General features: G+C 31.6%; 28 protein-coding genes. 6 read left to right on the plus strand and 22 right to left on the minus strand.

Features of this window, described 5'->3' with window-relative positions:
* Nucleotides 1-27: 27 nt before the first annotated feature.
* Nucleotides 28-1,269, minus strand: coding sequence for a type IX secretion system outer membrane channel protein PorV (gene porV / locus APS56_RS06745; protein WP_054726356.1), 1,242 nt, complete (start codon nucleotides 1,267-1,269; stop codon nucleotides 28-30).
* A 34-nt stretch (nucleotides 1,270-1,303) separates the two neighbouring features.
* Entirely contained in the window at nucleotides 1,304-5,179 is a 3,876-nt protein-coding gene (gene porU, locus APS56_RS06750; protein ID WP_054726361.1) for a type IX secretion system sortase PorU, read from the minus strand.
* A gap of 263 nt (nucleotides 5,180-5,442) precedes the next feature.
* Between porU and gldJ the strand changes: the two genes are divergently transcribed.
* Nucleotides 5,443-7,134, plus strand: a complete 1,692-nt coding sequence (gldJ, locus tag APS56_RS06755; RefSeq protein WP_211259741.1) for a gliding motility lipoprotein GldJ — start codon at nucleotides 5,443-5,445, stop codon at nucleotides 7,132-7,134.
* Between the two features lie 77 nt (nucleotides 7,135-7,211).
* Complete coding sequence (locus APS56_RS06760; protein WP_054726364.1) at nucleotides 7,212-8,492, plus strand: UDP-N-acetylmuramoyl-tripeptide--D-alanyl-D-alanine ligase; 1,281 nt, start codon at nucleotides 7,212-7,214, stop codon at nucleotides 8,490-8,492.
* Nucleotides 8,493-8,689: 197 nt separating this feature from the next.
* Here the strand turns inward: APS56_RS06760 and APS56_RS06765 are convergent, their stop codons facing one another.
* Nucleotides 8,690-9,460 carry a LuxR C-terminal-related transcriptional regulator gene (locus tag APS56_RS06765; RefSeq protein ID WP_054726367.1) on the minus strand — a complete coding sequence of 257 codons (771 nt, stop codon included), beginning with the start codon at nucleotides 9,458-9,460 and terminating at the stop codon, nucleotides 8,690-8,692.
* A 284-nt stretch (nucleotides 9,461-9,744) separates the two neighbouring features.
* Between APS56_RS06765 and APS56_RS06770 the strand changes: the two genes are divergently transcribed.
* The 4 genes from APS56_RS06770 (at nucleotide 9,745) to APS56_RS06785 (ending at nucleotide 14,512) form a co-directional block, all read left to right on the plus strand.
* Nucleotides 9,745-10,893 carry a COG1470 family protein gene (locus tag APS56_RS06770; RefSeq protein WP_054726370.1) on the plus strand — a complete coding sequence of 383 codons (1,149 nt, stop codon included), beginning with the start codon at nucleotides 9,745-9,747 and terminating at the stop codon, nucleotides 10,891-10,893.
* A gap of 2 nt (nucleotides 10,894-10,895) precedes the next feature.
* Nucleotides 10,896-11,864, plus strand: a complete 969-nt coding sequence (locus tag APS56_RS06775; RefSeq protein WP_054726373.1) for an ABC transporter ATP-binding protein — start codon at nucleotides 10,896-10,898, stop codon at nucleotides 11,862-11,864.
* Nucleotides 11,839-12,879: an ABC transporter permease gene (locus tag APS56_RS06780; protein WP_082379425.1), complete on the plus strand. Its 1,041-nt coding sequence runs from the start codon at nucleotides 11,839-11,841 to the stop codon at nucleotides 12,877-12,879. The genes APS56_RS06775 and APS56_RS06780 overlap by 26 nt, the downstream gene beginning before the upstream one ends.
* Nucleotides 12,880-13,177: 298 nt before the next feature.
* On the plus strand, nucleotides 13,178-14,512 hold the full coding sequence (locus APS56_RS06785; protein ID WP_054726376.1) for a tyrosine-type recombinase/integrase: 1,335 nt from the start codon (nucleotides 13,178-13,180) through the stop codon (nucleotides 14,510-14,512).
* Nucleotides 14,513-14,560: 48 nt separating this feature from the next.
* Here APS56_RS06785 and APS56_RS06790 read toward each other — a convergent pair whose 3' ends face one another.
* From APS56_RS06790 to APS56_RS06880, 19 genes are all read right to left on the minus strand, one after another.
* The gene (locus APS56_RS06790; RefSeq protein WP_054726379.1) at nucleotides 14,561-15,094 is read right to left on the minus strand and encodes a dihydrofolate reductase family protein; all 534 of its coding nucleotides are present in this window, start codon (nucleotides 15,092-15,094) and stop codon (nucleotides 14,561-14,563) included.
* A 72-nt stretch (nucleotides 15,095-15,166) separates the two neighbouring features.
* Nucleotides 15,167-15,904 (minus strand): helix-turn-helix transcriptional regulator, encoded by a 738-nt coding sequence (locus tag APS56_RS06795; protein WP_054726382.1) that lies wholly within the window; start codon nucleotides 15,902-15,904, stop codon nucleotides 15,167-15,169.
* A gap of 245 nt (nucleotides 15,905-16,149) precedes the next feature.
* On the minus strand, nucleotides 16,150-16,539 hold the full coding sequence (locus APS56_RS06800; protein ID WP_054726385.1) for a VOC family protein: 390 nt from the start codon (nucleotides 16,537-16,539) through the stop codon (nucleotides 16,150-16,152).
* Between the two features lie 153 nt (nucleotides 16,540-16,692).
* Nucleotides 16,693-16,896, minus strand: a complete 204-nt coding sequence (locus APS56_RS06805) for a hypothetical protein (RefSeq protein WP_054726387.1) — start codon at nucleotides 16,894-16,896, stop codon at nucleotides 16,693-16,695.
* A 15-nt stretch (nucleotides 16,897-16,911) separates the two neighbouring features.
* The gene (locus APS56_RS06810) at nucleotides 16,912-17,496 is read right to left on the minus strand and encodes a YdeI/OmpD-associated family protein (protein ID WP_054726390.1); all 585 of its coding nucleotides are present in this window, start codon (nucleotides 17,494-17,496) and stop codon (nucleotides 16,912-16,914) included.
* A gap of 17 nt (nucleotides 17,497-17,513) precedes the next feature.
* On the minus strand, nucleotides 17,514-17,867 hold the full coding sequence (locus APS56_RS06815; protein ID WP_054726393.1) for a DUF4180 domain-containing protein: 354 nt from the start codon (nucleotides 17,865-17,867) through the stop codon (nucleotides 17,514-17,516).
* A gap of 6 nt (nucleotides 17,868-17,873) precedes the next feature.
* On the minus strand, nucleotides 17,874-18,230 hold the full coding sequence (locus APS56_RS06820) for an iron chaperone (RefSeq protein ID WP_054726396.1): 357 nt from the start codon (nucleotides 18,228-18,230) through the stop codon (nucleotides 17,874-17,876).
* Nucleotides 18,231-18,232: 2 nt separating this feature from the next.
* Nucleotides 18,233-18,610: a DoxX family protein gene (locus APS56_RS06825; protein ID WP_054726399.1), complete on the minus strand. Its 378-nt coding sequence runs from the start codon at nucleotides 18,608-18,610 to the stop codon at nucleotides 18,233-18,235.
* Nucleotide 18,611: 1 nt separating this feature from the next.
* Nucleotides 18,612-19,028 (minus strand): DUF6194 family protein, encoded by a 417-nt coding sequence (locus APS56_RS06830; protein WP_054726402.1) that lies wholly within the window; start codon nucleotides 19,026-19,028, stop codon nucleotides 18,612-18,614.
* Nucleotides 19,029-19,032: 4 nt separating this feature from the next.
* On the minus strand, nucleotides 19,033-19,497 hold the full coding sequence (locus tag APS56_RS06835; protein WP_054726405.1) for an SRPBCC family protein: 465 nt from the start codon (nucleotides 19,495-19,497) through the stop codon (nucleotides 19,033-19,035).
* A 4-nt stretch (nucleotides 19,498-19,501) separates the two neighbouring features.
* Nucleotides 19,502-19,828, minus strand: coding sequence for an ArsR/SmtB family transcription factor (locus APS56_RS06840; RefSeq protein ID WP_054726408.1), 327 nt, complete (start codon nucleotides 19,826-19,828; stop codon nucleotides 19,502-19,504).
* A gap of 139 nt (nucleotides 19,829-19,967) precedes the next feature.
* Nucleotides 19,968-20,219, minus strand: a complete 252-nt coding sequence (locus tag APS56_RS06845) for a hypothetical protein (RefSeq protein ID WP_054726411.1) — start codon at nucleotides 20,217-20,219, stop codon at nucleotides 19,968-19,970.
* Between the two features lie 40 nt (nucleotides 20,220-20,259).
* Nucleotides 20,260-20,715, minus strand: coding sequence for a DUF1569 domain-containing protein (locus tag APS56_RS06850; protein WP_054726413.1), 456 nt, complete (start codon nucleotides 20,713-20,715; stop codon nucleotides 20,260-20,262).
* 2 nt (nucleotides 20,716-20,717) lie between these two features.
* The gene (locus APS56_RS06855; RefSeq protein ID WP_054726418.1) at nucleotides 20,718-21,095 is read right to left on the minus strand and encodes a nuclear transport factor 2-like protein; all 378 of its coding nucleotides are present in this window, start codon (nucleotides 21,093-21,095) and stop codon (nucleotides 20,718-20,720) included.
* Nucleotides 21,096-21,113: 18 nt separating this feature from the next.
* A complete protein-coding gene (locus APS56_RS06860) occupies nucleotides 21,114-21,530 on the minus strand; it encodes a VOC family protein (RefSeq protein WP_054724479.1) in 417 nt (138 codons plus the stop codon).
* Nucleotides 21,531-21,592: 62 nt separating this feature from the next.
* Complete coding sequence (locus tag APS56_RS06865) at nucleotides 21,593-21,991, minus strand: VOC family protein (RefSeq protein ID WP_054724477.1); 399 nt, start codon at nucleotides 21,989-21,991, stop codon at nucleotides 21,593-21,595.
* Nucleotides 21,992-22,097: 106 nt separating this feature from the next.
* Entirely contained in the window at nucleotides 22,098-22,409 is a 312-nt protein-coding gene (locus APS56_RS06870) for an SRPBCC family protein (RefSeq protein WP_236778451.1), read from the minus strand.
* Between the two features lie 11 nt (nucleotides 22,410-22,420).
* Complete coding sequence (locus tag APS56_RS06875; RefSeq protein ID WP_054724473.1) at nucleotides 22,421-22,804, minus strand: VOC family protein; 384 nt, start codon at nucleotides 22,802-22,804, stop codon at nucleotides 22,421-22,423.
* 64 nt (nucleotides 22,805-22,868) lie between these two features.
* Entirely contained in the window at nucleotides 22,869-23,462 is a 594-nt protein-coding gene (locus APS56_RS06880; protein WP_054724472.1) for a Crp/Fnr family transcriptional regulator, read from the minus strand.
* Nucleotides 23,463-23,525: the final 63 nt, after the last annotated feature.

Consider the following 23,525-nt stretch of genomic DNA (forward strand, 5'->3'; position numbering starts at 1 on the left):
GTTTTTATAATTTTGATTTTTTTAATATTAATATTCTCTATAAGTACCAGCCCCTAAATTAAAGGTCAACCCAAAGCGAAGTGTTCCTTCCAACGGACTTTGCACTTTAGATGCAGAAAATAAATAAGACATATCTATATTGATAACATTATACTTAAAACCAGCGCCTAAGGCTAAGAATTTCCTAGCGCCTTTTTCTTCTGCTTCGTTAAAATAACCTAATCTAAATGCAAAAGAATCTTGGTACATGTATTCTGCTCCTAAGGAATATGTAAATTCTTTTATTTCTTCACTAAAACCACCTGGAGCATCTCCAAAGGATTGAAACATTCCTGATAAAAAATTCACATCTTGAGTTTGCCCTTGATAAATAACATTTTCCTGAACAACAGTTCCTAAATCATCTATATCTTCATCATAAACTCCGTTATCATTATTATCTGTAAAATTATACTCGGTCCCTAAAATTGGAGGCGTAGGAACTAACAGTTTAGCCACTTCGGCAGTAACAGACACTTTATTATACTGGTCAAAAATAAAATCAAAACCAGCTCCTAAACGCAAATTGGTTGGCTGAAAATTATCTGGACCAGCATCATCATATTTAAACTTAGGTCCTACATTCTGAATTGCAAAACCCGCTCTCCAGCGTCCATTATAACTATTATAAGCCTCTTCTTCACTTTGGTAATATCCAGAAATATCGACACCAAACGTACCAGCTGCGCTTGCATCACTATTATCATAATTAAGCCTTAAATCTGAACGCAAATAACGCATAGCAACTGACATAGCAAATTGATCACTTAATTTTAAAGCATAAGACACATCCAATTGTAACTCATTAGGTTTTTGAATAGTGCCTATATCTGATTCATTCAAGCGAAATTCTATTTCTCCTAAACCAAAGTACTTAAAACTAGCAGCAAAAGCACTACGTTCATCTAAACGGTTGTAATAAGTTAAATAAGCCAATCCTATATCGTTAACTAATTTGCTCAAATAAGGTGTATAACTAATTCCAACACCCGATTTAGCTTCAGAAAACGCATATTTTGAAGAATTCCATTGTTGAGAAAAGGCATCAACAGAAGTAGCAACTCCCATATCCCCCATACCAGCAGAACGTGCATCAGGTGCTATAAGCGTGAAAGGCATTCCTGTAGTAATTGCTCTCGAATCGTTGGGATTAGGTATTATTGTAGTGGTTTGAGCATCTATTTTTAACACAAAAACAAACGCTAACAATAGCAGTATCGAATTCTTCATGAGTTTAATTTATTATTGCAAATATAATTGTTTATTATAGTATTACAAGTTTCTCTATTTTTTCTACTTTCTTATTTAACGTAGCTGACCTTACGGTTAACTTATAAATATAAACGCCTTTTCCTATTTTATCTCCAAAATCATCTCGTCCATCCCAAACAATATCTTTAGAGAGTGAACTTGTAATTGTTACACCTCCTGAGGTCTGCCCATTTAAGGTTCTTATCAATTTACCAGAAACAGTGAATATTTGTATTGAAACGTCTAAAGGGTCTGAACTATTGTGGTTAAACCAAAATTCTGTATAATTCACAAACGGATTTGGATAGTTAAGTACATTATCAATAACCAACTCCTGGTCTTCATCAAACACAACAAACTGAATTTCAGATACAGATGAATTATTATAAACATCCCAAGCTTTTAACGACAAAGTATGCAGCCCTGGCTCCAAATCTCTAAAAGGAAAACTTACCACCCCTTTTTTATAATCATCTACTTCGGTTTGATAATAATCATTTAATATATACGGATTGGTTTCATCACCATCAATAATAGCAACGATATCATGTCCAACACCACTCGCCGTATTAATACCATTAGCATCTTCTAATTTAACCAACAATGTAGGGGATTCATTAGTTATCCCTCCAGAAACAAAATTTTCATCATTCATATATAGGGTAATAACTGGCCCTATATTATCTTCTTCGGCATCTGCATTAAGTCCTCCTATTTTAACAGTATTAATATTTGCACCTGTTTGATCTTCCAATTGAGTTTCGTGTTTAGCATAAAAACTAACCTTTCCATAACCTACAGGAATACCAACATCTTTAGGAACTACAAAATCGAATTCAAACTGACCATTAGTGACAGATGCTTGTCCTCTTAAAATAACTTCACCTAATGTTTTATAATCTAATTTAATTAATTCCCCACTTAAAATAGTACCATCATTAGCCAAAGTTTGCCTATTAATTTCTTTATCATAAATAGTAGTAGAAAGGGTTCCATTATAGTTACTTATTATATTTCCAGAAACATCTGTTACCTCACCTGCTAATTTCACATAACTTAATGCCTTGAGTGTATCTGTTGCTTGGCCTATAGGCACATCATTTATTTTTGTTAATCTGATATTCGGTTTAGGAAAGGCTAATTTCATGGCTGGATCTCCAATAAAAAACACCAATCGTCTTTGGGAATTCCCAGAAATAGATGGGTTGTTTTTTGTAAGCCTTAAAGCTTCTGCCATACTGGGGTACTCATAATCTTCATAGGCATCATTATCACTATAAGAAAACAGATATTGCCCAAGTATATTATTAAAAGAAATACCTGTAGTAACAAAAATTTGACGCGTCGTTGAAATTAAACCAATAGCACCCGCTTCTTTACTCCAATAAGTAAACTCGCCTGCTGTTTCTTTATAAGGATTGTCAAATTTGGTAAATTCACAAGTTACAGTTACAAAACAATTGAGTTTTAAAAAATTTCTTAAATTTTGAATATGAGTTTTTTGAAATATACGTTCATGCGCTAAACCTTCTTCCCCGCCATGCCCAAAATAATTCAATACTAACGCACCATTATCAACTGAATTCACTAATTCTTCAGTTACTTCTGGATAGGTATCTCCTCCAGACGAAGACTCTTGCTGAAATGCATCTGAGTGAATTTTAGTCACATTCATAAAAGGCTTTTCTTGAGATACTAAATCACCTATAGTGTTAGTTGTTTCTTGTAAAATGCTTTCCCAACTTTCATCCACATCATCAGAAACTACCACAAAATTATTTCGCCAAGAACCATAAGCCTCTTTTGTATAATAAGATTCTATCTTATCAACCATTTCTTTTCCTCGCTGCGGTGTATCAGCTAAAATTCTACCAACAGCAATATCCAGTTTATCACTAGTAGTCATAGCACCTTCATTGGCGTCCATCATACCATAAAAATCATCTGACACAAAAGAGTTGGTAATACTAAAACTGTTTAATGAATACCATGAGGGTACGATATTAGTATTGTTTTGAACTCTATCTTTATAATCAAAAGATCCATCCCCAAATAAACACACATATTTAACCCTATTTTCAGGTACACTTGCATTATCATAAACATACTTTATCATATTTCGAATAGCTGCCACATCTTGATTACCAGAACTAAACTCATTATATATAGCACTTAAACCAAGTACTTTTACATTCAACCCATATTGATCTCTATTAATTTGAGCAAGTCTTTCTGCATGAGTAAGCATATTATCCGGAGATACTATAATGTAATCTATATCCTGAAATTGGCCTTGATTATCTAAAAAAATACTACCTTTAATATCTTGATTTGCGACAGATGATTTTGTGTCTTTTTTTGGCGTAAAATAATCAGAACCTGTAACAACAACATATTCTCTTAAAATCCCTAAATTGGTCGTAAAACTAAAATTTAATCCTGCATCTGTATTTTTGTAATAAGCAACATTATATAAATCTGTAACATCCCAAACTTCATCTATATTTGCTGCATTTGCTATTGTGTATTGACCTATTCCCGAAGTTGTTGCCACAATATCATTTTTAAACTGAAATTGTTTTCCTGAAAAATTTAATGCCCTTGTTGCCTCAATAGAAATATAATCTAAGTACGCCACTGAACTAGGGTTTCCATTATTGTTATAATTTAAACTAACTGCAATTTTAGAAGTGTTTGCACTCACATTACCCACATAAGAAGCTCCTGTTGCGTGATTAGGATCTGATGCCGCTGATAATGACAAAGTGCTCACAGCACTTCCATTTACTGCTAACTGCATTGTAGTTGTTGTAGAAGACACGGCTGCTACATATGTCTTTAAAGTTACAGGCTCAGTGATTACCAAATCTGGAAAATCAAAATTAAACGTTCTTAGATTCTGGATATCAAATCGCTCACCAAACCATCGCCTTCCCACAAAAGCAATATTTTCTGTATCAACTTCATGGAATTTATAATCCTGATAGGTATTTATTTGCAAATTTACCACTCCAGTTGGCTGATTAGAAGCTGAGATTCGTTTCCCTAACCCACCACCTACATTTATGTAGTAATAAGTTTTATCTGTATAACAATTAATATGAGTATTACTTTCTTCTTGAAAACCTTTTGGTCCTTTTGCATAAAACAAAATATAATCTTGATCATTAAAAACACCATCTTCTTCTCCTATAATTTTAATAGCATTTTCAGGAGTATCAAAAAAAACCGTTTCAGCATTAGAATACGGCAACATATCTCCTCCATGACCATATAATTTAATAGTTCTTGGATCCACAGTCTCTAAATTAATCCCTAATTGCTCTAAAAAACTTTTAGACATCTTAAAAACTCCTGTTGTATCAACATAAAACCGATACCATTGCCCTGTACTTAATACTGAATTACTTATTATTTTGGTATTGCTAATTTTATTCAAAGAAGAATTTCTACTTGTATTGGTATTATAACTTATAGTAAATGATGTTATTTTTTTAAACCCTTCAGCATCTTTTATAATTGGCGACAGTTGAAAATAAACAGATTGTTTGCCTCGAGCCGAAGTATTTTTTAATTTATACTCTAAATTATTAGGAATTTGATTACTATCTAAATCACCTAAATCATTTTTTGACATAGAAACATAAGACACGTTAGTAACAGAAACCGAAGATTCATTAACAAAACCCAAAGTTTCCCATTGATCAATAAACAACAAACCCTCATCTAAATCATAAACAAAATTATTTTCATTAAATGATGGTATTTTAAGCGCATAACTTCCTGATGATATAGTTTGCAAACCACCCCAAGTAATTGTATGCTTTTTTTGCTGAGAAAAAACAAAAACCGAAATAAAAAAAATAAAAAGTAAAAATCTCTCTTTCATGCCAAAGAATAACGTTATTTATTTGACGTTATTATTAAAAAAACAACAATTTTAAATTCTGTTTCAAAAATACAATAATATTTTAGTAAAATGTACGTTAATACAAGACAAAAGAACCCTATAAAACACCAAAAACATCGTTGTAATGTTAAAAAAATAGGGTGAAATGCATATTTTTTTAATCAAATAACACTAAATCATTTGCAGTATTCGGTTTAATTCTTATATTGCACCACCAAAAATAATATTAGCTTACTTAAAATATGGATATGAAAAAAGTAGTGACATTCAAGGTTTTATTAGTCTTGGCGATATTTGGAGCCATGACTAGTTGCAAAAAGTCTTCTAGTTCCAAAAACAGTTCTAGAGCTACTGGCTGGAATATAAACGACAGAGAAGGCGGTTTTCAGTACAACACAGATTTCAATGAACAAGAAACATCTCCAGGTTTAGTGTTTGTAGAAGGAGGCACCTTTACAAAAGGGCGCGTTCAAGATGATGTAATGCATGATTGGAACAATACACCTACTCAACAGCATGTACAATCATTCTACATGGATGAAACTGAGGTTACCAATATCATGTATTTGGAATACTTGGATTGGATAAAAAGAGTTTACCCGCCTACTGATGAAAATTTCAGAGCTATTTATCACGGTGCTTTACCAGATACTTTAGTTTGGAGAAACCGATTAGGTTATAATGAGATTATGACGGAAAATTATTTACGTCACCCAGGCTACGCAGAATATCCTGTTGTTGGGGTTAGCTGGATTCAAGCTGTTGAGTTTGCTAATTGGCGATCTGATCGTGTAAACGAATATAATCTTGAAAAAGCAGGTTACTTAAAAAGAGACGCAAAAACACTTGATGTAAGTGCTGAATCAAATTTTAACACAGATACTTATATAAATGCACCTACCCAAACATATGGTGGCAATGAAGAAGTCATTAATGCAGAAGGTAGAAACCGAAGAAACGTTAGGGTTGATGCCGATGGTAATGAAAGTAATATTTTTGCAACACGTGAAACAGGAATTATATCACCAAATTATAGGCTCCCAACAGAAACAGAATGGGAATATGCCGCTTTAGGCTTAAGCGAAATTAGAAGCTATAACCTATATCGTGGTCGAAAAAAATACCCATGGGACGGTCAATACACACGTTCAGGCAAGCGTAAAGTTCGAGGTGATCAAATGGCTAACTTTAAGCAAGGAAAAGGAGATTATGGAGGAATTGCAGGTTGGTCTGATGATGGAGCCGATATTACTAATGCTGTAAAATCATATGCAGCCAACGATTATGGCTTATATGACATGGCTGGAAATGTTGCCGAATGGGTAGCAGATGTTTACAGACCAATTGTGGATGACGAGTTCAACGATTTTAACTACTATCGTGGAAATGTATACACAAAAAATGCTATAAATGATGATGGTACCGTTAAAATAGTAACCCCAGAAACCATTGTTTATGATACAACTTCTACAGGAAAATTAGTTGCGAGAAATTTACCTGGTGAAATTCTACAAGTTCCTGTTGATGAGAATGAAACGTATTTAAGAACTAATTTTGATAAGAGTAACGAAATAAACTTTAGAGATGGTGACAAGCGGTCTTCACGTTATTACGAAAGTTTTAATGAAGAAGATGAAAATGCAAAAGCAGATTCAGAAACCAGAAAAATGTATAACTCACCAAAACACAATGTTACGAGAGATTCATTAGGAAATATTATCAGAGAATATGACAAGGCTAACAATAGAACATCCTTAATTAATGATGAGGTTCGTGTTTATAAGGGAGGCTCATGGAAAGATAGAGAATATTGGTTAGACCCTGCACAAAGACGTTATTTCCCACAAGATATGGCTACAGACTATATTGGATTTAGATGTGCCATGTCTAGAGTAGGTTCAAAATCGAAATCAAAAACTAAAACAAAAGGTTAATAAAATTCGAATATATTAAAAAAAAGTCCTAACATTGGTTAGGACTTTTTTTGTATTTTTAATTCAAAATTTGACTATTGAAAATAGAACAATTACACCGTCTTTTTTTAACATGCAGTGGCGTTTGTACTGACACACGAAAAATCAAAAAAAACACTATGTTTTTTGGACTTAAGGGCGAAAACTTTAATGGCAATGCCTACGCAGAAACCGCATTAGAAAATGGCGCAAGATACACCATTATTGACGACCCCGAGTTTGACATCTTAAATGAAACCATTTTAGTTGAAGATGTACTCATGACCTTACAGCAATTAGCGGCTTTTCATAGACGATATTTAAAAACTACCATCATAGCACTCACTGGTAGTAATGGCAAAACAACAACTAAAGAGCTTATTAATTCAGTTTTATCACAAAAATATATTACCATTGCTACCATAGGCAATCTAAATAACCACATAGGCGTACCATTAACATTGCTTTCCATGAATGAAAAAACAGAAATTGGCATTGTGGAAATGGGTGCAAATCATTTAGATGAAATAAAGTTTTTATGCAAAATTGCAAAACCAGATTATGGTTATATTACTAATTTTGGAAAAGCACACTTAGAAGGCTTTGGCAGTTTAAAAGGTGTGATTAAAGGAAAGAGCGAAATGTATGACTTCCTTATTAAAAAGAAGAAATTTATTTTTGTAAATGGTAATGACCCCATTCAGGTTGATAAAACTAAAGAATCTAAACGTTATATATTTGGTGACAATAATGAAACAACAGATATTTCTATCAATTTTATTGAAGCACAACCCTATGTAAAATGTACATTTGAAAATTTAGAATTAAAAAGTCAACTAATAGGAGATTATAATTTCAATAATATTTCTGCAGCAATAGCTATAGGAAGTTATTTTAAAGTAGACAATAAAACCATAAAAACAGCTATTGAAAACTACATCCCCACGAATAACCGTTCTCAAATTATTCAAAAAAATTCAAACAAAATTATTTTAGATGCTTATAATGCTAATCCAACGAGTATGCGAGCTGCCTTACTTAATTTTGAAAAATTAGCTGGATTTAAAATAGCCATTTTAGGCGATATGTTTGAGCTTGGAAATGATGCAGAAAAAGAACATCAAGAAATTATCAACTTAGCTGAAACACTAAATTTAAACAGCATCTATTTTATTGGAAAGAATTTTTATAAAACCAAAATTACATTTAAGCATATTAATCAATTTGAAACCTTTGATGATTTTAAAAATCATTTTGATTTTTCACAAATAGAAAGCACAACACTATTAATTAAAGGGTCTCGAGGCATGGCTTTGGAGCGAGTTTTAAATTTGCAATAGTCTGATTCAAAAAAAAAGTGCCTATCAAAAGATAGACACTTAATCTAAAAAATTCTCTCTAAGAACTAATTAATAGCAGTGTAAAGTTGCAACTTTAACAGTTATTAAACAATACTCAATTTGAGTATTTATATAACTTTTACCTTATTTTCGTTGAAACACCACTTTACAATGATGTATTAAATACTTTGTAGTAATTATAAAATATTTCTATTCATTTTAAGCATCCCAATAAGTTCGCCTGTTGAGGTTATTTTTAGTTTTTTAAGAATATTTCGCCTGTGTGTGTCAACGGTATTTGGGCTAATGTTTAACTTTTCACCAATAGCCTTACTTGAATAATTTAAAACCAATAAGTGAATAATGTCGCGCTCCCTGTTACTTATACTGTTTGAAAGTAATTTTTGAGAAAAATTATTAAAATATTTCGTTTCATATTCATTATACTCATTCAATAATTTTGCTGAGGCTGTTACCTGAAGTTTCACTCTTGCATCTACAATTGTATAATGAGCAAGACCAATAATAGGTTTTTTTTCATTATCAAATTGCAGAGGTGTCGTATTTTGAATGATGTTTACATAATCATCCTTAGAATTTTTAAACCGATAATTCCACGTAAAGCTTAAAAGGTTTCTTTGCTCGATAGGTATTTCTTCTAAAGTAAAATCCATAAGCGCATTTAATGCTTTTAACCAATTTTCAATATCTTCTGGATGAATTCTACTCCAAAAAAAACGCATACCTCCTTCTTTGAGAATTTCAGGCTTATAACCCAAACATGAAACAACATTTTTACTAACAAATTCAAAAGTTAAATTTTGAGTATTCGTTACACAATAGAAAGTAGAAGAATACGGTATATACTCATCTAATTCAATAATTTTTTTGATGTGATTTTCTAATAAAGGATAATCATAAGATTTAAAAATCTCTTTATAAGTACTTTTAATATCTTTTATAATCATAATAGTTATACAATGTAGCCTTAAAATAGAGTTATGAAATTAGCAATTATAAAAGTAACACAAACTAAAGTTAATGTTTTTAATCAATAATATTTTAATTTTTTTAAGATTATTTTAATTTTTTTTTAAGATTTGAATATTGATTTTTTAAATAGTTTAGTGCCGTCTTTTTTAAAATTCACTTTTTATTACTATAAAAAGTGAAGTAAAAACGAAATGTTCTTTCAAAAAATTTTACATTCATTAATTTCAATATTAACTATTAATTTTAATAAATCTAAACTATGATAGCCACTACAAAACGTCTGTCCTATTTATTTTTTAGTTTTTTTATTTTAATCTCTTTTTATTCAAATCAAGTTATAGCTCAAAGTTTATCGCTTTACACACCTATAACAAAAATTACTGTCCCTCCAGGACAAGAAATCAATTACAATATTGATGTCATAAATAACAGTAGTTCTATTAAAACTTCAAGTCTAAACATTGTTGGGCTACCACAAGACTGGAACTTTGATTTAAAATCAGGCGGTTGGAATGTTGAACAAATTTCAGTATTACCCAACAATAAAGAAAAGTTATCTTTAAAAGTAACAGTACCTGTAAAAATTAACAAAGGAACCTATCGTTTCAAAGTTTTAGCAAATGGTTATTCCGTACTACCACTAACAGTAACAGTATCTAAACAAGGTACATATCAAACAACATTGACTTCTGAACAACCTAATATTGAAGGCGCCTCAAATACCACCTTTACATATAATGCAAATTTAAAAAATGGCACAACACAAAGCCAAGTGTATGCACTAAAAGCATCCCCTCCATCTGGTTGGTTTGCTATTTTTAAGGCTAATGGCAAACAAGTTTCTTCAGTAAATGTTGAGGCCAACCAAACTCAACGTATCACAATTGAATTAAAACCTTCAGAGAACACAAAATCTGGGCTATATAAAATTCCTATTACTGCACAAGCTGAAAACTTTAGTGCGCGCTTAGAACTAGAAACAGTAATAACAGGAAGTTATAGTTTATCGTTATCAACACCAACAGGGCTTTTAAGCACGGATGTGACAGCTGGTGAACATAAAAAATTAAAACTTTTATTAAAAAATACTGGTTCAGCGGCACTAAATAAAATCAATCTAAAAGCTAGAACTCCTTCAAATTGGAGTGTTGATTTTACTCCAAAAGAAATTCCTTTTTTGGAAGCTGGAAAAACAGAAGAAATAGAAGCTATAATTAACGTTCATGACAAAGCTTTGTCAGGCGACTATGAAACCAACTTTGATGCTAAAGCTTCAGAAACATCAACTCTTTCTAAGTTTAGAATTACAGTACATGCCTCTATACTGTCTGGCTGGTTTGGTTTTTTCATTATTATAATAGCTTTAGGCTGTGTTTATTATTTAATACGTAAATACGGAAGACGATAGCCATGACACCAATTATAAAATTAGAAAACCTTTCCAAAAAATATGGCACATTCTACGCTGTTAATAAATTAAATCTTAACATTTACAAGGGCGAAGTTTTTGGACTATTAGGTCCAAATGGTGCAGGGAAATCAACCACTATTCTAATGATGTTAGGTTTAACAGAACCTCAATCAGGCAAAGCTTTAATCTGTGGTTTTGATGCCACCACAAATCCTATTCAGGTAAAAAAAAGAGTTGGCTATCTACCAGACACCTTAGGATTCTATGAAAATAGAACTGGTCTGGAAAATTTAATTTATATAGCACATCTAAATGGACTATCAGAGCAAATAACTATTCAAAAAGCCAAAGAATTACTTATAAGGGTTGGACTGGAAAAGGAGATGAACAAAAAGGTAAGTACCTACTCAAGAGGAATGAAACAACGTTTAGGTCTTGCAGATGTCCTTATTAAAAACCCTGAAATTATAATTTTAGATGAACCCACACTTGGAATTGATCCAAAAGGAGTTCGAGATTTTTTACTTTTAATTCGCCAGCTAAGCAAAGAAGAACATCTTACTGTTTTATTATCATCGCATAACCTACACCAAGTACAACAAGTATGTGATAGAGTAGGCCTTTTTGTAGATGGAAATTTAATAGCCGAAGGAGATATTCCAACATTATCAAAAGTCCTATTGAAGGAACAGTCTTATACCGTGGAAATAAAATTACAAGAAAGTCTTCAGGAAAATTCATCTATTATTAAAACCTTATTACTTAAATCTGAGGATATAAAAAAGGTTACACTACAAAATGATAGCCTTCTAATTTATTGTACAAATGATGTTACTTCATATATAGCAAAAACCCTTATTAATGCCAATTTTAATATGCAATATTTACATATTAAAGAATATGGATTAGATGATATATACCAACGTTATTTTGAAAATAAAAATGAAAACAATAAACAAATTGCATAACCCATTATCAAATTTCAAACAATCTTTTTTAGCACATTCTTTTATAAGCAAGATAATATCAAAAAAACAAAATCATCCTTTTTGGATAATGGTACAAAAAGAAACAACAGACCATGTTTGTAGTTGGAGATTTATAATATTACTCCTTTTAATTACAATTACATGTTTTGGAAGTTTATACAACTCGCTAAATCATTTAAGCGAAGTATTAAATAACGCAAAGGATCCGAACCATATGTTTGCGTTTTTAAGAATACTAACAACATCTGACGGAACATTACCTCCTTTTCATGTTTTTATAGGTTTTTTAGGACCTTTATTAGGCATTAGTTTAGGTTTTGATGCTATCAACTCTGAGCAAAACAACGGTTCATTAGTTAGAATTATTTCACAACCCATACACAGAGACTATTTAATTAACGCAAAATTTGTTGCTGGACTAATTATCATCGTCAGCCTATTCTTTACCTTAAATTTCCTATTTGTTGGTTTTGGTATTTTAGCAACAGGCTTAACACCTAACCCCGAAGAATTCTTGAGAATTATAGCTTTTACATTACTTGTCATCCTTTACGTATCATTCTGGTTAAATCTTTCTATTTTATTTTCTATTAAATTTAAACAAGCCGCCACATCGGCTTTATCCGCCATAGCTGTATGGTTATTTTTTACGGTTTTTTTTCAAATATTAATAAACATAATAGCTAAAGTATTTATCCCAACAAATACAACCAACCCAAATCACGCTTTAGCCTATAAAAACTTTTTTCTTAAATTAATAAATATTGCACCTAACCAATTATACAACGATGCAACAACAACATTATTAGCGCCTACAATAAGAAGTTTGGGACCTCTTTCATATAGCCAAACCTATGGAGCTATACCCTCTGCTCTACCTTTAAGAGAAAGCTTACTTATTGTTTGGCCACAATTAACAGGGTTAATAGCCATCACCATTTTATGTTTTGCTATATCATACTATCTATTTATGAAACGTGAAATCAGAGCATAAAAAGTATAATAGATTTATACATTCTGTGCCTATTCCGTACCCCTTTTAAAAAAAAAAGGCTCCACATTTCTGTGAAGCCCTGTCTTACTTAGTAGCGGGAACTGGACTCGAACCAGTGACCTTCGGGTTATGAGCTTGACACTTAGCATCATTAAAACAACACAAAACCCTTCATAATCAATTGTTTTAAAGCTATTTAATATTTTATAGATTAGAATAAAATCATCCAAAATCAAATTATTCTGTACTTATTCTGTACTAGTTTTTAGTATCTTTGTGTTATTGTAAAAAGGTTATTATGGCAAGTATCAAAATTGTATTGCGTAAAAATATGATGAAAAAGGATGGCACTATTCCTTTGGCTATAAGAATTAGTGAAAACTACAAGACAAATTATAAATGGCTTGGTCAATATGTTTTTGAAAAAGACTGGGACAAAGTTGCCGGAAAAGCTAAAAGAACCCACCCAAATCACAAAAAACTAAATAACTTCTTGATGAAGAAGTTAACAGAAGCTAATGATCTATATTTTGATTCTAAAGATGATAGCATCACGCCCAAACAAGCTAAACAAAAACTGAAAGGACCTGGAGGCTCTAAATCATTTTTTTCAGTTGCTGCTGAACGCGTTAAAAGCAAATATGATCGTGGAACTTTCTCAGTAGCTAAATCTGAGCTTTCTATATTATATAACATTGAAGAGTTTTTAACGCTTAAATCCTCATCACCCAAAAAGAAGGTGATTGCAGATATACAACACAGAAGAAAGGACAGGGTTAGCAAGTCTCGTAAAGGCGAATATTCCTTTATGGACGGCATTAATCATTTTAAGAAAAGTAAAACCTTAAAATTCCGGGATATAGATCAAGCATTTATTGAAAAATATAAAACTTTCTGTTCAGTTTATCTCAATCAGAAAACTCGCACTATTACAAATCAATTAATTTTTATAAGAACCCTTTTTAATATTGCTATTAAAGATGGGATTGTTGCTCCTAAATTTTATCCGTTTGCAGGGGAAAAAGAAAGGATACGAATTGGTTCTGGCAACAAAATAGGTCTTACGATTAAGGAAATTGAAAAAATAGAATCATTGAAATTTGAACCTCAATCATCAATCTGGCATACACATAATGTATGGTTAATTGCTTTTTACTTTGCTGGAATACGTATCTCTGATGTTGTAAAATTAAAATGGTCATATTTTAATGATAATAGGCTTTACTATATTATGAATAAAAATGAAAAGCCCCTAAGCCTTAAAATTCCGGATAAAGCCAATACCATATTAAATTATTACAGAAAGAACCAAGCAGAAAATAACGGATACGTCTTTCCTTTTTTAAAAGATGCCAACTCTAAAAATGATGAAGATATTTTTAGAAAAACGAGAAATGCCACAAAACTCTTCAATAAATATCTAAAGCGTATAGCTCTTCAATGTAAGATTGATAAGAATTTATCAAACCACATTGCCCGGCATAGTTTTGGAAATATTGCTGGAGATAAAATACATCCACTAATGCTTCAGAAATTATACCGTCATAGTGATTTAAAAACAACTTTAAATTATCAAGCTAATTTTATCCATAAGGATGCAGATGATGCTTTGGATAGTGTAATCAATTTTTGACCCGAGAGCAATGGGTGGGAATTAATTTGATAAAAGCTTACCAGACAGTTATTTTTTTCGTTTGTAATACAACTGTACCAATCCTGTTTCAAATGTTTTGGCGCTTACGAATTCCAATAGTTGTTCTGGTCTACCTTCTTTAAATAATCTTGTACCATTACCTAAAAGAATGGGTACAATAGAAATAGTAAGTTCATCTATTAAGTCATTCTTCAAAAGTTCATTAACAATTTCAGCACCTCCATCACAATAGATGTCTATACCCGCTTCGCTTTTAAGTTGGGTTACAAGGTTTTTTATATTGCCTGTATAAAATTTGATTCTACCGTTGTCTGGACGGTCTGTTCTTGTCATGACATACACATTTCGTTCTCCATTGTCATAATGCGAAGTTCCAATTTCCTTTGCTACATAATCATAGGTTTTACGTCCAATAATAATAGTATCTATGGTGGAAGTAAATGCAGCGTAACCATAATCTTCTCCTTCTTTTTCAACTAACTTTAAAAAACTAAGGTCATCATTTGGTTGCGCTATAAATCCGTCTAAACTGGTTGCTATAAATAGTTTTATTTTTCTCATTTGGTGTTAAATTTTAATTTTTTCACAAAAATAGGAAGTTGTCTAGTGTTTTTCTTTGGAAAAAAACGACATTTAAAGTAGGGAGGGTAAATACCCTGTATGACGTTTTACAGCATTGGTGAGATGAGAATGGTCATAATATCCACATTCAAATGCTATATCTGAGAATGATTTGTGTTCCTTTTGTGATGCAATTAAATTTAATGCGTATTGTAGACGAATTATGTTTGCGTATTCTTTTGGGGTTAACCCTATAAAGTTATTAAACAACCTTTCTAATTGCCTTGTTGAAATTACATTTTGTTTTGATAATTCCTCAATAGTAATTGAACCCCTTGATACTCGTATGTCGTCTATGACCGAACTTAATCTTGTGGACTTAGTACTTTTTCTATCCGTAAAAAATTGATTTAAATAATTGGTGTAGTTATCCTTAAAAAAATGATTTCTATCAAAAGATAGATTTTTGTCAAATAGAATGGTGTTATTTTTTATCTCACTGAGAGAAGTAAAAGAGAAAAAAGATGCAAAAGCGGAAGGTTTAAGACAAACTCCTATAAGATGTGTGTTTTCATTGATGTAACTTTCTTTAAAAGTAGTCATTGCTCCAACGAGATAGGTTTTACCGTGTTCCATTTTTACTGTGCCATTATCGGTGGTACAGTTGTCTCCAAGGTTCATAATCAAACCTGGGCAACCATCAGGAAAAATACGTTCCCAATGATTACTCGATGTATCACCCCTTATTTCCCAATAGCTGTGAATTTGATTTTGGAGGTTACGACTTGGATTTATTTCTTTATACATCATTGATAAAACTATAAGAAGTTTAATTGTTGTTTAACTTGTTTCGCCCTAATTTCTAAAGTTATTCGTTTTTTATTGCGGTATTTTGAATACACCAGTCTAATTTTACATTATGCAGAACATTTATGTATAAAAGTTGTGTGTGTGTGAAGATTTCCTAAAGAAAAATTAGAAGCTAGCAAACGAGCAACTAATTTTGGTTTAGCTAAACCTAGCATTTTTTATACGTGTAACTTGTTCGCTTTTTTTCAGTCGAGTGAATATTCCGAATTATCTTTTCCGATTATAAATACACTACCTGCTGGGTCCATTATCCAATGATTATCTTTTGGTATTTCTTCCAATTCATCGCAAGTTTCAATTCCGTTGGATTTCAAATATTCTGTCGCTTTTTCCACATTTGGCGTTTTCAGCTCCAACCAAGTTTCCGAATGAGTATAATTGTCTACGCAATCCAACCAAATTATATTATTTCCAAATTTAACTTCGTGAGTTTTAGAAACTGTTGGGTTCTTTATTTCTTTTTCGGTCACTTCCAATTTCAGGATTTCTCTATAAAATTTCACAGTTTCCTGATATTTAAATTTCGGGATTTTTATTGCGATATTTATTCCGCCATTAAATTTGATGTCGTTCATTGTTCAGATTTTAATTTTGTTGTTTGGCACGATCTATTTTCAGCTTGCAGCTAACAATTGAATAAAATCATTGATGCTATTCTACTTATAAGAACTAAAATAATAATTGTAAATGGGATTCTTAAAAATTCTATTTGATTGATCAGTTCTTTTTTATTTCCCATTGTCTATCAATTTGTTTTCAACCTCACTTTCTATAAGTTTTAAAGCAATTTTGAGAGCCTCAATTCTATTTTTTAGTAAAGTATGTTGTGATGTTCTATCCGTAAGTTTTAGCCTGGACTTTTCACATTTATGTAGTAGTGACTCAATAACTGTTGAGGCTTGTATTAATTTGTCTTTAGGATAGTTTTCCATAGCTAATTGGATGTTTTATACTTCTCGATCATTTAATCCTTTTCCCTCAAAAATTTTCGGTTTTGCTTTTTCAATTCTTGATATTCGTGTTTTGGATTGTTTGGCTTGTGAGAAGTAGAGTAAATATCCTCTTTGTCTCCCTAGGGTTAGGTCATAAAATGCTGTCTCTAATTCGGGATTACTTTTTAATGCTTCTTCAAGTTCTTGAGGAATTTCATATTCAGAAGTCTTTTTCATTTTTACTTCCAATCCTGCTTTTTCCACCTCAATGGCTTCAAAAACATAAGCTTTGATAGCTGATTTTAAGTCAATAACTTCCTGTTTGTTTCTAAATCGAATTTGACGAGCTGACTGCAGGTTTTCGGTTTGTTGAATTAAAAGGTTGTTAGTATCATCAAGTAATGCTCCTTTATGAAATAACAAGGCACAATACTCCTTAAAACCGTGAATAAGTACAATGTTTTTACCTTGAAAAGTATAACAAGGATGCATCCATTTAAAATTCTCTTCGAGACCACATTCTAAACAGATTTCTCGCAATAGAATGGTTTCTTCTTTCCAGTTCTTTATCTTTTCGATGTATTGGTCTACTTTTTCCATTTAAGAATATTTTTATTTTACAATGTGTTTAGTGCTTCATCCACTGAACTTAGAAAATTAACCTGTGATCCTTTGTTACTTTCGTATATAAAGTTTTTTAAACTGTTACTTTCATATTTTGAAAAATCTCCAATAATGGATAAAGCCATATTGTATTGAGTGAATTTCTGAAGGATGTCTCCAGCCAACTTAGTTTTTAAATCAAAAAACTCTGGTGTAATATTTTTTTGATGTAAAATCATTTTATCATATCCTTGATAATAGATGTTACCCATTAAATCCAAGGCATCTTCTGTGGTTTTAATTATAATTTCATTTGAGATAATTTCTGCGATTTTAATACCGCTTTTTGAATGTTCTTTGATTTCCATCTGATTTTATAATGCGTTGAGCTTAGCCTGTTCTTGAATAAGTAGCTTAAATTCTTCTGTAGGGATATCTTGGTCAAATTTTATCTGGATTGTCTTTTTCCCTGTTTTATATCCCTTTTTTTCCAATATTTTACGCATCTCTTCGGATAATGAATCTATGCCAAAACTGACGTGTTTTTTAGCTAATGAAAATCCTGCAAGAATACCGTTGTATTTATAAATTGGCACATTCCAACTAATACCACTTTCTGCATTTGGTTCAGTAGTTTCAATTAGCTTCTTAAGCTTAATCATTACTTCCTGAGATTCTTGTGGTGAAATATCAATAAACTCATCAACTGTTTTAGGTTTTAAATCTGCCATATTTATAGTTTTTCTAATTTTCTGCTTGCTGGTCTAAAATACCAAGATAAAACCGTCACAATCAATAATATTAATGAAGGTATTGCTTCTGTAAATGGTTGACCAACTGCTAAATGAGAAATAAATGCTCCTGACATTGCAAAGAAAAAACCTGCATACGCCCATTCTTTTAACAAAGGTTGTTTTGGAATTAAAATAGTGATTACACCTAGTATTTTCCAAGCACCAAGAATACTTAACAAGTATAGGGGATAGCCTAATTGTGATACGATTTCATTGTAGCCGCCAATTTGCAGTAATTGTTGAACACCACCAGCTAACATTCCAAACGATAGGAAGATGGTAAGAACCCAATAGATAATTTTATTTCTATTTTTCATTTTAATTTATTTTTTGATAGGATTGTTTTAAATGTTTTACAATTAATGTTTCAAATGTTTTTCTTGAAGGGTTAACAATACAAACCCAATTCATAGAACCATAAGTTGGATGGGGCATTAACGTGTCCTCTTTGGTGAAGTCAATACCAATATGCATAAAAGCTTCAAGTTTTTTACCTGTAGGAAGTTCTTTAAACAACGATTCAAAGGTGTCCTTATCAACAGGAAAATTTAATCTAAAGAAGCCTTCTCTGTTAAGATTGGATACTGCATCATATTCATTATCTTTTGTTATTAAAGTTGCAAATGGAAGTTTATCATTCTTTTTGTGCATAAAGAAAAGGTCATTTTCTGCTTCGGCTAATTGTAAGTTATCAAAGTTTTGAAGTAGGTAGTTTTTAATTTCTTCAATTTTCATAGTATCAAAGTTTTGGTTTTAGGATTTGTTCTAGTTTATCGTGAGCCATATTTAAGCCATATGCAAACGGTAATTTTAGCTGCTCTGCTCTATGTTTTTCTGATTTATAAATAATCTGAATGGTTAACTTGCTTTTGTCTTCTGTAACTTTTTCAAAATTCAAGAACTCCAATTGTACACCTATCGGCATATTTTCCATTTCAAAAGTTCGTACTATTTCTTTGTTCGGGATAAGCTTGTGTATGGTTCCATTCGCCTTAAACATTACATTTCCTTCGTGTGAGGTTTCAAACTCATAACTTCCGTGATTTTTGTTTTCCAACTTTAGTACATTGGTTCCCATCCATTGTGCTACAAATTCTGCTTCGGTATAGGCTTTGTAAACAAGTTCAACAGGAAGGTCAAATTCTCTCGTGATAGTTAGCTCTTGCTTACCTTCTAGAGCATTGATTTTTGTTTTTTGGTTCATAAGTTTATGTATTATTTGATTGATGCTGCTTCATAATAGCTTCCAATGAATTAAATCGGTCATCCCATAGTTTTCTAAAAGGTTCAATAAAATCAGCTATTTGTTTCATCCCGTTAGGATTTAGTTGATAATAGATTTCCCTTCCTTTTTGTTCTTGTTCCAAAATTTCACATTCGGTAAGAATTTGAATGTGTTTGGAAATGGTTTGTCTAGAATAGTCAAAATTCTCGGCAATAGCACTTGGTGTCATAGCACTAGCCGCGACCAACGTGATAATTGTTCTTCGTGTTGGGTCGGCTATGGCTTGAAAAACGTCTCTTCTTAATTTCATTACGCAGTTATTTGACTGCAAATATAAGTGCAGTTATTTAGTTGCGCAAATAATTCTTGGTTAAATTACTTAAAGCAGGTGATGAAATTGAGAAAGGCTAAACAAAAAAAGGACACATATTAGTAGACCTAATACTATGTTAATAATCGATAAGTTCTATTTGAACATTATTGCTATTTCCATAATCAATGATTCTTGATATGTGAATAGAATTATCACTTTCAATCCTTAATACCTTATCACAATCCTCTAAATCAAAATTGATATTGTAATTCGGATATAATTGATTGAGGTCTGCAATTATTTTGTTGGCTAACTGATTATGTGTAACATTGGTTTTGAAAATCTCAACAGCGGTAGAGGTAGTATTAACGTAGGGATTCACTTTCATTTTCTTCAAGCGATTTATACTTCTAAACAATGAATGTAAGTCAAACTCCAAACTGTCTTAAATGATGATCATGATGCTTATAAGCGAAAATTCCAATTTGTTCTTTGGTCATTCTACCGAAAAAACCGTGAATAAAATCTAGGTTGTTATAGCACCCGTAATGTTCAGTTAAATCAAACAATTTTTGTTTTTGCTTCTCAAAATCTCCACTTTTCTCTTTGATGGTAAAGTTTGAACCTGCTGGTGCACCTTTGCCTATTGGTTTGTCGTTTTTGGTGTTGGCCTTTAAGACCATTTTTCCAATAAGTTTACCTAGAAAGTCTTGTTTATAAGGTATATTGTTATCAATACCTAACACCCATTGATTCCAAATGTTCAAATGTTTTATCATTTGGTAAACATTCATTTTACCCCATTGCGCTTTACTGTCTGCATTGATTTGTTCAATTCGTTTGATTAGCTGTAGTCTGATGTTCGGGTCAAAAATGGTTTTCATCTTTATAATTTTATGCAGTATGATGTTATTTCTTTTAATTTCTCTCCTTTAGCACTCTGAAACAGATAAAAATCAGAAAACGCATACTGTTTTCCATTTTCCATTGTCATTACCCCATTTACTGCACCTTCTTTACCGTGGGATAGGATTTGATTTAATATCAATTCAGATGCTTTTACAGATTGCATTTTTTCTAATTCTTCCGTAAACGCTTTTATTACTTCTAATTTTTTGTCGCCAATCATATTCCAAACGATGTCGTCTGTTACATTTTCGTTTAAAAAGGCAACATCTCCTTTAGCAAAGGCTATGTTAAACAGTTTTAAAAACTCCATTTTGGGAGAATTTCCGCAATTTGGACTCGATATTATTTTGGTCATTTTTAATCGTTTTTAGCATTATATATTCTCATTATATAACAGGTTAAATTTATGTCCATCTGGGTCGGAAAACACACAAACATAAAATCCATTTTCATCATAAAATGCTTTTCTATCCTTGTTAGAGTCGAATAAAATTTTACCACCAGCATTCTTTATTTTAGTTACCCATTGGTTGTATTCTTCCTTGTTTTCAACTGATAAAGAAAACATCACTTCATTGCCTAATGTTAAATCAGACGTTTTTCCTTCAAGGCTTTCTTGTAGCTTTTCTTTTAAGAAGAAGTGAATCACAAAATTATCAGAACCAAAAAAGAAACTGACTAAATCTTCTGAAGGGCTTCCATTTAACTGAAAGCCCAATGATTTATAAAATTCTGTCGTTTTTTCTATGTTTTCCACACCAAGGTTTGCCCAAATCTGTGTTGTTTTCATAATGATATGTTTTTGATTCTAGGACTAAAAACTGATAAATGAAATCCGTTTTATGCACGGTTTTATTCCAAATTCAATTGCCAAGAAACTCCAAACCGATCTTCTACAAAAGCAAATTGTTTGCTAAAACCGTAATTGTCTAAGGGCATTTTTACATCCCCATTTTCGGATAGCTTTTTAAAAAGCTGTTCAATTTCTTTATCATTCTCACATTCTACCCAATTGGATACTGCAGGGGTGAAATTCCAATCGTGTTGAATAAAGCTATCGCTACACAAAAATTGTTTCCCGTTTAGTTCAAAAATTGCTCTAATGATTGTTCCTTCTGTACCAGGACCATCTTTTCCGTAGCGTTGTACCTCTATTATTTCTGAATTATTGAATAAGTCGACATAAAAATTCATAGCTTCTTCAGCGTTGTTTTTTTGGAATGTTAAAAAAGTTGTGATTTGTTGTTTCATAATTTTGATTTTAAACGTTGAATTAATTTTCACAATGGTTCTTCAATCGAAATAAGAACATTGCCCAATTGTAATTACACCACCTATAAAAGTCAGTTTTTTCTCGTCAATCAAAGTGTTTAAGAATAATTGTTGTTTTATTATCTTTCTCAGTAAGTTCAAATGATACTTTAGTCCCTATCCATTCTTCATCAGATTCGATGCATTCCCAGACTATTTTACTGTTTTCAACAAGTTTAAGAATCTTAAATTTTGTGATATAACCTTCATAAAAATCAAATTCATTGACGAAACCAACTTCAGGTTTTACTTGAAGTTTTTTGGTCCAAATATTTCCTAGCCCGTCTTCAGAAATAAGTGTATTATAGACTTTAGAAATAGGGGCTTTTATGTAGTTGATATGTTCAATACTTTCCATAATATTCATCCTTATTTTAAGGAATGAAACCCAATAGAATTCCCTTCAGTATCTTTAACAATAGATACAAAGCCATGTTCTCCAATTCCCATTTTCGCTTGAATAATTTCAGCTCCATTTTCAGCTGCTCGATTTTCTAAAATCTTACAATCCTCACAACCAAAATAAACGAGACTTCCGTTTACAGAAGGTGTTATCCCATCCATTTTCATTAAAGCTCCAGCTGCACCGTAATTTTCCATATCACTAGGGAAACATTTCATTTGAACATTTTTATTTGTTGGGTCGCTCATATCTTCCAGTGTTACTTGAAGTACATTTTCGTAAAACTTTACAGCTCTATCTATGTCATTTACATATATTTCGAACCACACTACAGGATTAAATTTTTTCATCTTATCTATTTATTTAATTGTTATGATTACAAAAATGAAAAAAGGAAAACGAAAAAATCTTGTCCTATGGCAAGTTTTCTGATTGAGACAATACTTCTTTTCTTATTCTACTTAAAGACGTATCGGTAATTCCTAAATAAGTAGCAATGTGTTTTAAGGGTACTTCTTTGATTATTTGTGGGGTCTGATTCATTAGTTCTAAATAGCGTTGAGAAGCACTTTGTGTATGCATATTTACAGCACGGTGTTTGGCTATAAAAAGTTGCTGAGACATCCAGGTTCTTCCCCATTCGGTAAAGCCTTCTATAGTGCTATACAATTTTTGAAAATCATCAAAATTAATTTTATAAACTTCACAGTCTGTTAATGCCTGAATCGTTTCTTTTGAAGGGATTCGAAGAAATAAAGAAGCTACTTCAATTAAAATATCATTAGGACTAAAAAAATTGGTAGTAATGTCATTACCTTTATAGTCGATAACAAAAGAACGAAACAAACCTTTTTTAATTAGGAAATATTCGTTGCTAATCTTACCTTCATTAAGTATGATTTCATTTTTTGAAAACTCAACTTTGGTGTGGGCAAACATAATAGTTTTATAGTCCTCTTTTTTAATACTTGGATAGTTATAAATACTTTCAAAAAAGGAATCTGTCATTATTTTTTTTGTTTAAAAATACAAAATATTGAGATTCTATAATCTTAAAATTGGAGTAGGTAA

This window comes from Pseudalgibacter alginicilyticus (genome assembly GCF_001310225.1).
GTDB lineage: Bacteria > Bacteroidota > Bacteroidia > Flavobacteriales > Flavobacteriaceae > Pseudalgibacter > Pseudalgibacter alginicilyticus.

Excerpts from the sequence above, each read along its gene's own strand:
- APS56_RS06835 (WP_054726405.1), bottom strand. The coding sequence starts at position 19,497 with ATGAACCAAAAAACAAAAATCAATGCTCTAGAAGGTAAGCAAGAGCTA.
- APS56_RS06840 (WP_054726408.1), bottom strand. The coding sequence starts at position 19,828 with ATGAAATTAAGAAGAGACGTTTTTCAAGCCATAGCCGACCCAACACGA.
- porU (WP_054726361.1), bottom strand. The coding sequence starts at position 5,179 with ATGAAAGAGAGATTTTTACTTTTTATTTTTTTTATTTCGGTTTTTGTT.
- APS56_RS06795 (WP_054726382.1), bottom strand. The coding sequence starts at position 15,904 with ATGATGTATAAAGAAATAAATCCAAGTCGTAACCTCCAAAATCAAATT.
- APS56_RS06790 (WP_054726379.1), bottom strand. The coding sequence starts at position 15,094 with ATGAGAAAAATAAAACTATTTATAGCAACCAGTTTAGACGGATTTATA.
- APS56_RS06845 (WP_054726411.1), bottom strand. The coding sequence starts at position 20,219 with ATGAAAGTGAATCCCTACGTTAATACTACCTCTACCGCTGTTGAGATT.
- APS56_RS06870 (WP_236778451.1), bottom strand. The coding sequence starts at position 22,409 with ATGGAAAGTATTGAACATATCAACTACATAAAAGCCCCTATTTCTAAA.
- APS56_RS06825 (WP_054726399.1), bottom strand. The coding sequence starts at position 18,610 with ATGAAAAATAGAAATAAAATTATCTATTGGGTTCTTACCATCTTCCTA.
- APS56_RS06815 (WP_054726393.1), bottom strand. The coding sequence starts at position 17,867 with ATGGAAATCAAAGAACATTCAAAAAGCGGTATTAAAATCGCAGAAATT.
- APS56_RS06820 (WP_054726396.1), bottom strand. The coding sequence starts at position 18,230 with ATGGCAGATTTAAAACCTAAAACAGTTGATGAGTTTATTGATATTTCA.
- porV (WP_054726356.1), bottom strand. The coding sequence starts at position 1,269 with ATGAAGAATTCGATACTGCTATTGTTAGCGTTTGTTTTTGTGTTAAAA.
- APS56_RS06770 (WP_054726370.1), top strand. The coding sequence starts at position 9,745 with ATGATAGCCACTACAAAACGTCTGTCCTATTTATTTTTTAGTTTTTTT.
- APS56_RS06765 (WP_054726367.1), bottom strand. The coding sequence starts at position 9,460 with ATGATTATAAAAGATATTAAAAGTACTTATAAAGAGATTTTTAAATCT.
- APS56_RS06775 (WP_054726373.1), top strand. The coding sequence starts at position 10,896 with ATGACACCAATTATAAAATTAGAAAACCTTTCCAAAAAATATGGCACA.
- APS56_RS06865 (WP_054724477.1), bottom strand. The coding sequence starts at position 21,991 with ATGAAACAACAAATCACAACTTTTTTAACATTCCAAAAAAACAACGCT.
- APS56_RS06800 (WP_054726385.1), bottom strand. The coding sequence starts at position 16,539 with ATGAACGACATCAAATTTAATGGCGGAATAAATATCGCAATAAAAATC.
- APS56_RS06780 (WP_082379425.1), top strand. The coding sequence starts at position 11,839 with ATGAAAACAATAAACAAATTGCATAACCCATTATCAAATTTCAAACAA.
- APS56_RS06850 (WP_054726413.1), bottom strand. The coding sequence starts at position 20,715 with ATGAAAACCATTTTTGACCCGAACATCAGACTACAGCTAATCAAACGA.
- APS56_RS06810 (WP_054726390.1), bottom strand. The coding sequence starts at position 17,496 with ATGGAAAAAGTAGACCAATACATCGAAAAGATAAAGAACTGGAAAGAA.
- APS56_RS06860 (WP_054724479.1), bottom strand. The coding sequence starts at position 21,530 with ATGAAAACAACACAGATTTGGGCAAACCTTGGTGTGGAAAACATAGAA.
- APS56_RS06830 (WP_054726402.1), bottom strand. The coding sequence starts at position 19,028 with ATGAAAATTGAAGAAATTAAAAACTACCTACTTCAAAACTTTGATAAC.
- gldJ (WP_211259741.1), top strand. The coding sequence starts at position 5,443 with ATGGATATGAAAAAAGTAGTGACATTCAAGGTTTTATTAGTCTTGGCG.
- APS56_RS06875 (WP_054724473.1), bottom strand. The coding sequence starts at position 22,804 with ATGAAAAAATTTAATCCTGTAGTGTGGTTCGAAATATATGTAAATGAC.
- APS56_RS06855 (WP_054726418.1), bottom strand. The coding sequence starts at position 21,095 with ATGACCAAAATAATATCGAGTCCAAATTGCGGAAATTCTCCCAAAATG.
- APS56_RS06880 (WP_054724472.1), bottom strand. The coding sequence starts at position 23,462 with ATGACAGATTCCTTTTTTGAAAGTATTTATAACTATCCAAGTATTAAA.
- APS56_RS06785 (WP_054726376.1), top strand. The coding sequence starts at position 13,178 with ATGGCAAGTATCAAAATTGTATTGCGTAAAAATATGATGAAAAAGGAT.
- APS56_RS06805 (WP_054726387.1), bottom strand. The coding sequence starts at position 16,896 with ATGGAAAACTATCCTAAAGACAAATTAATACAAGCCTCAACAGTTATT.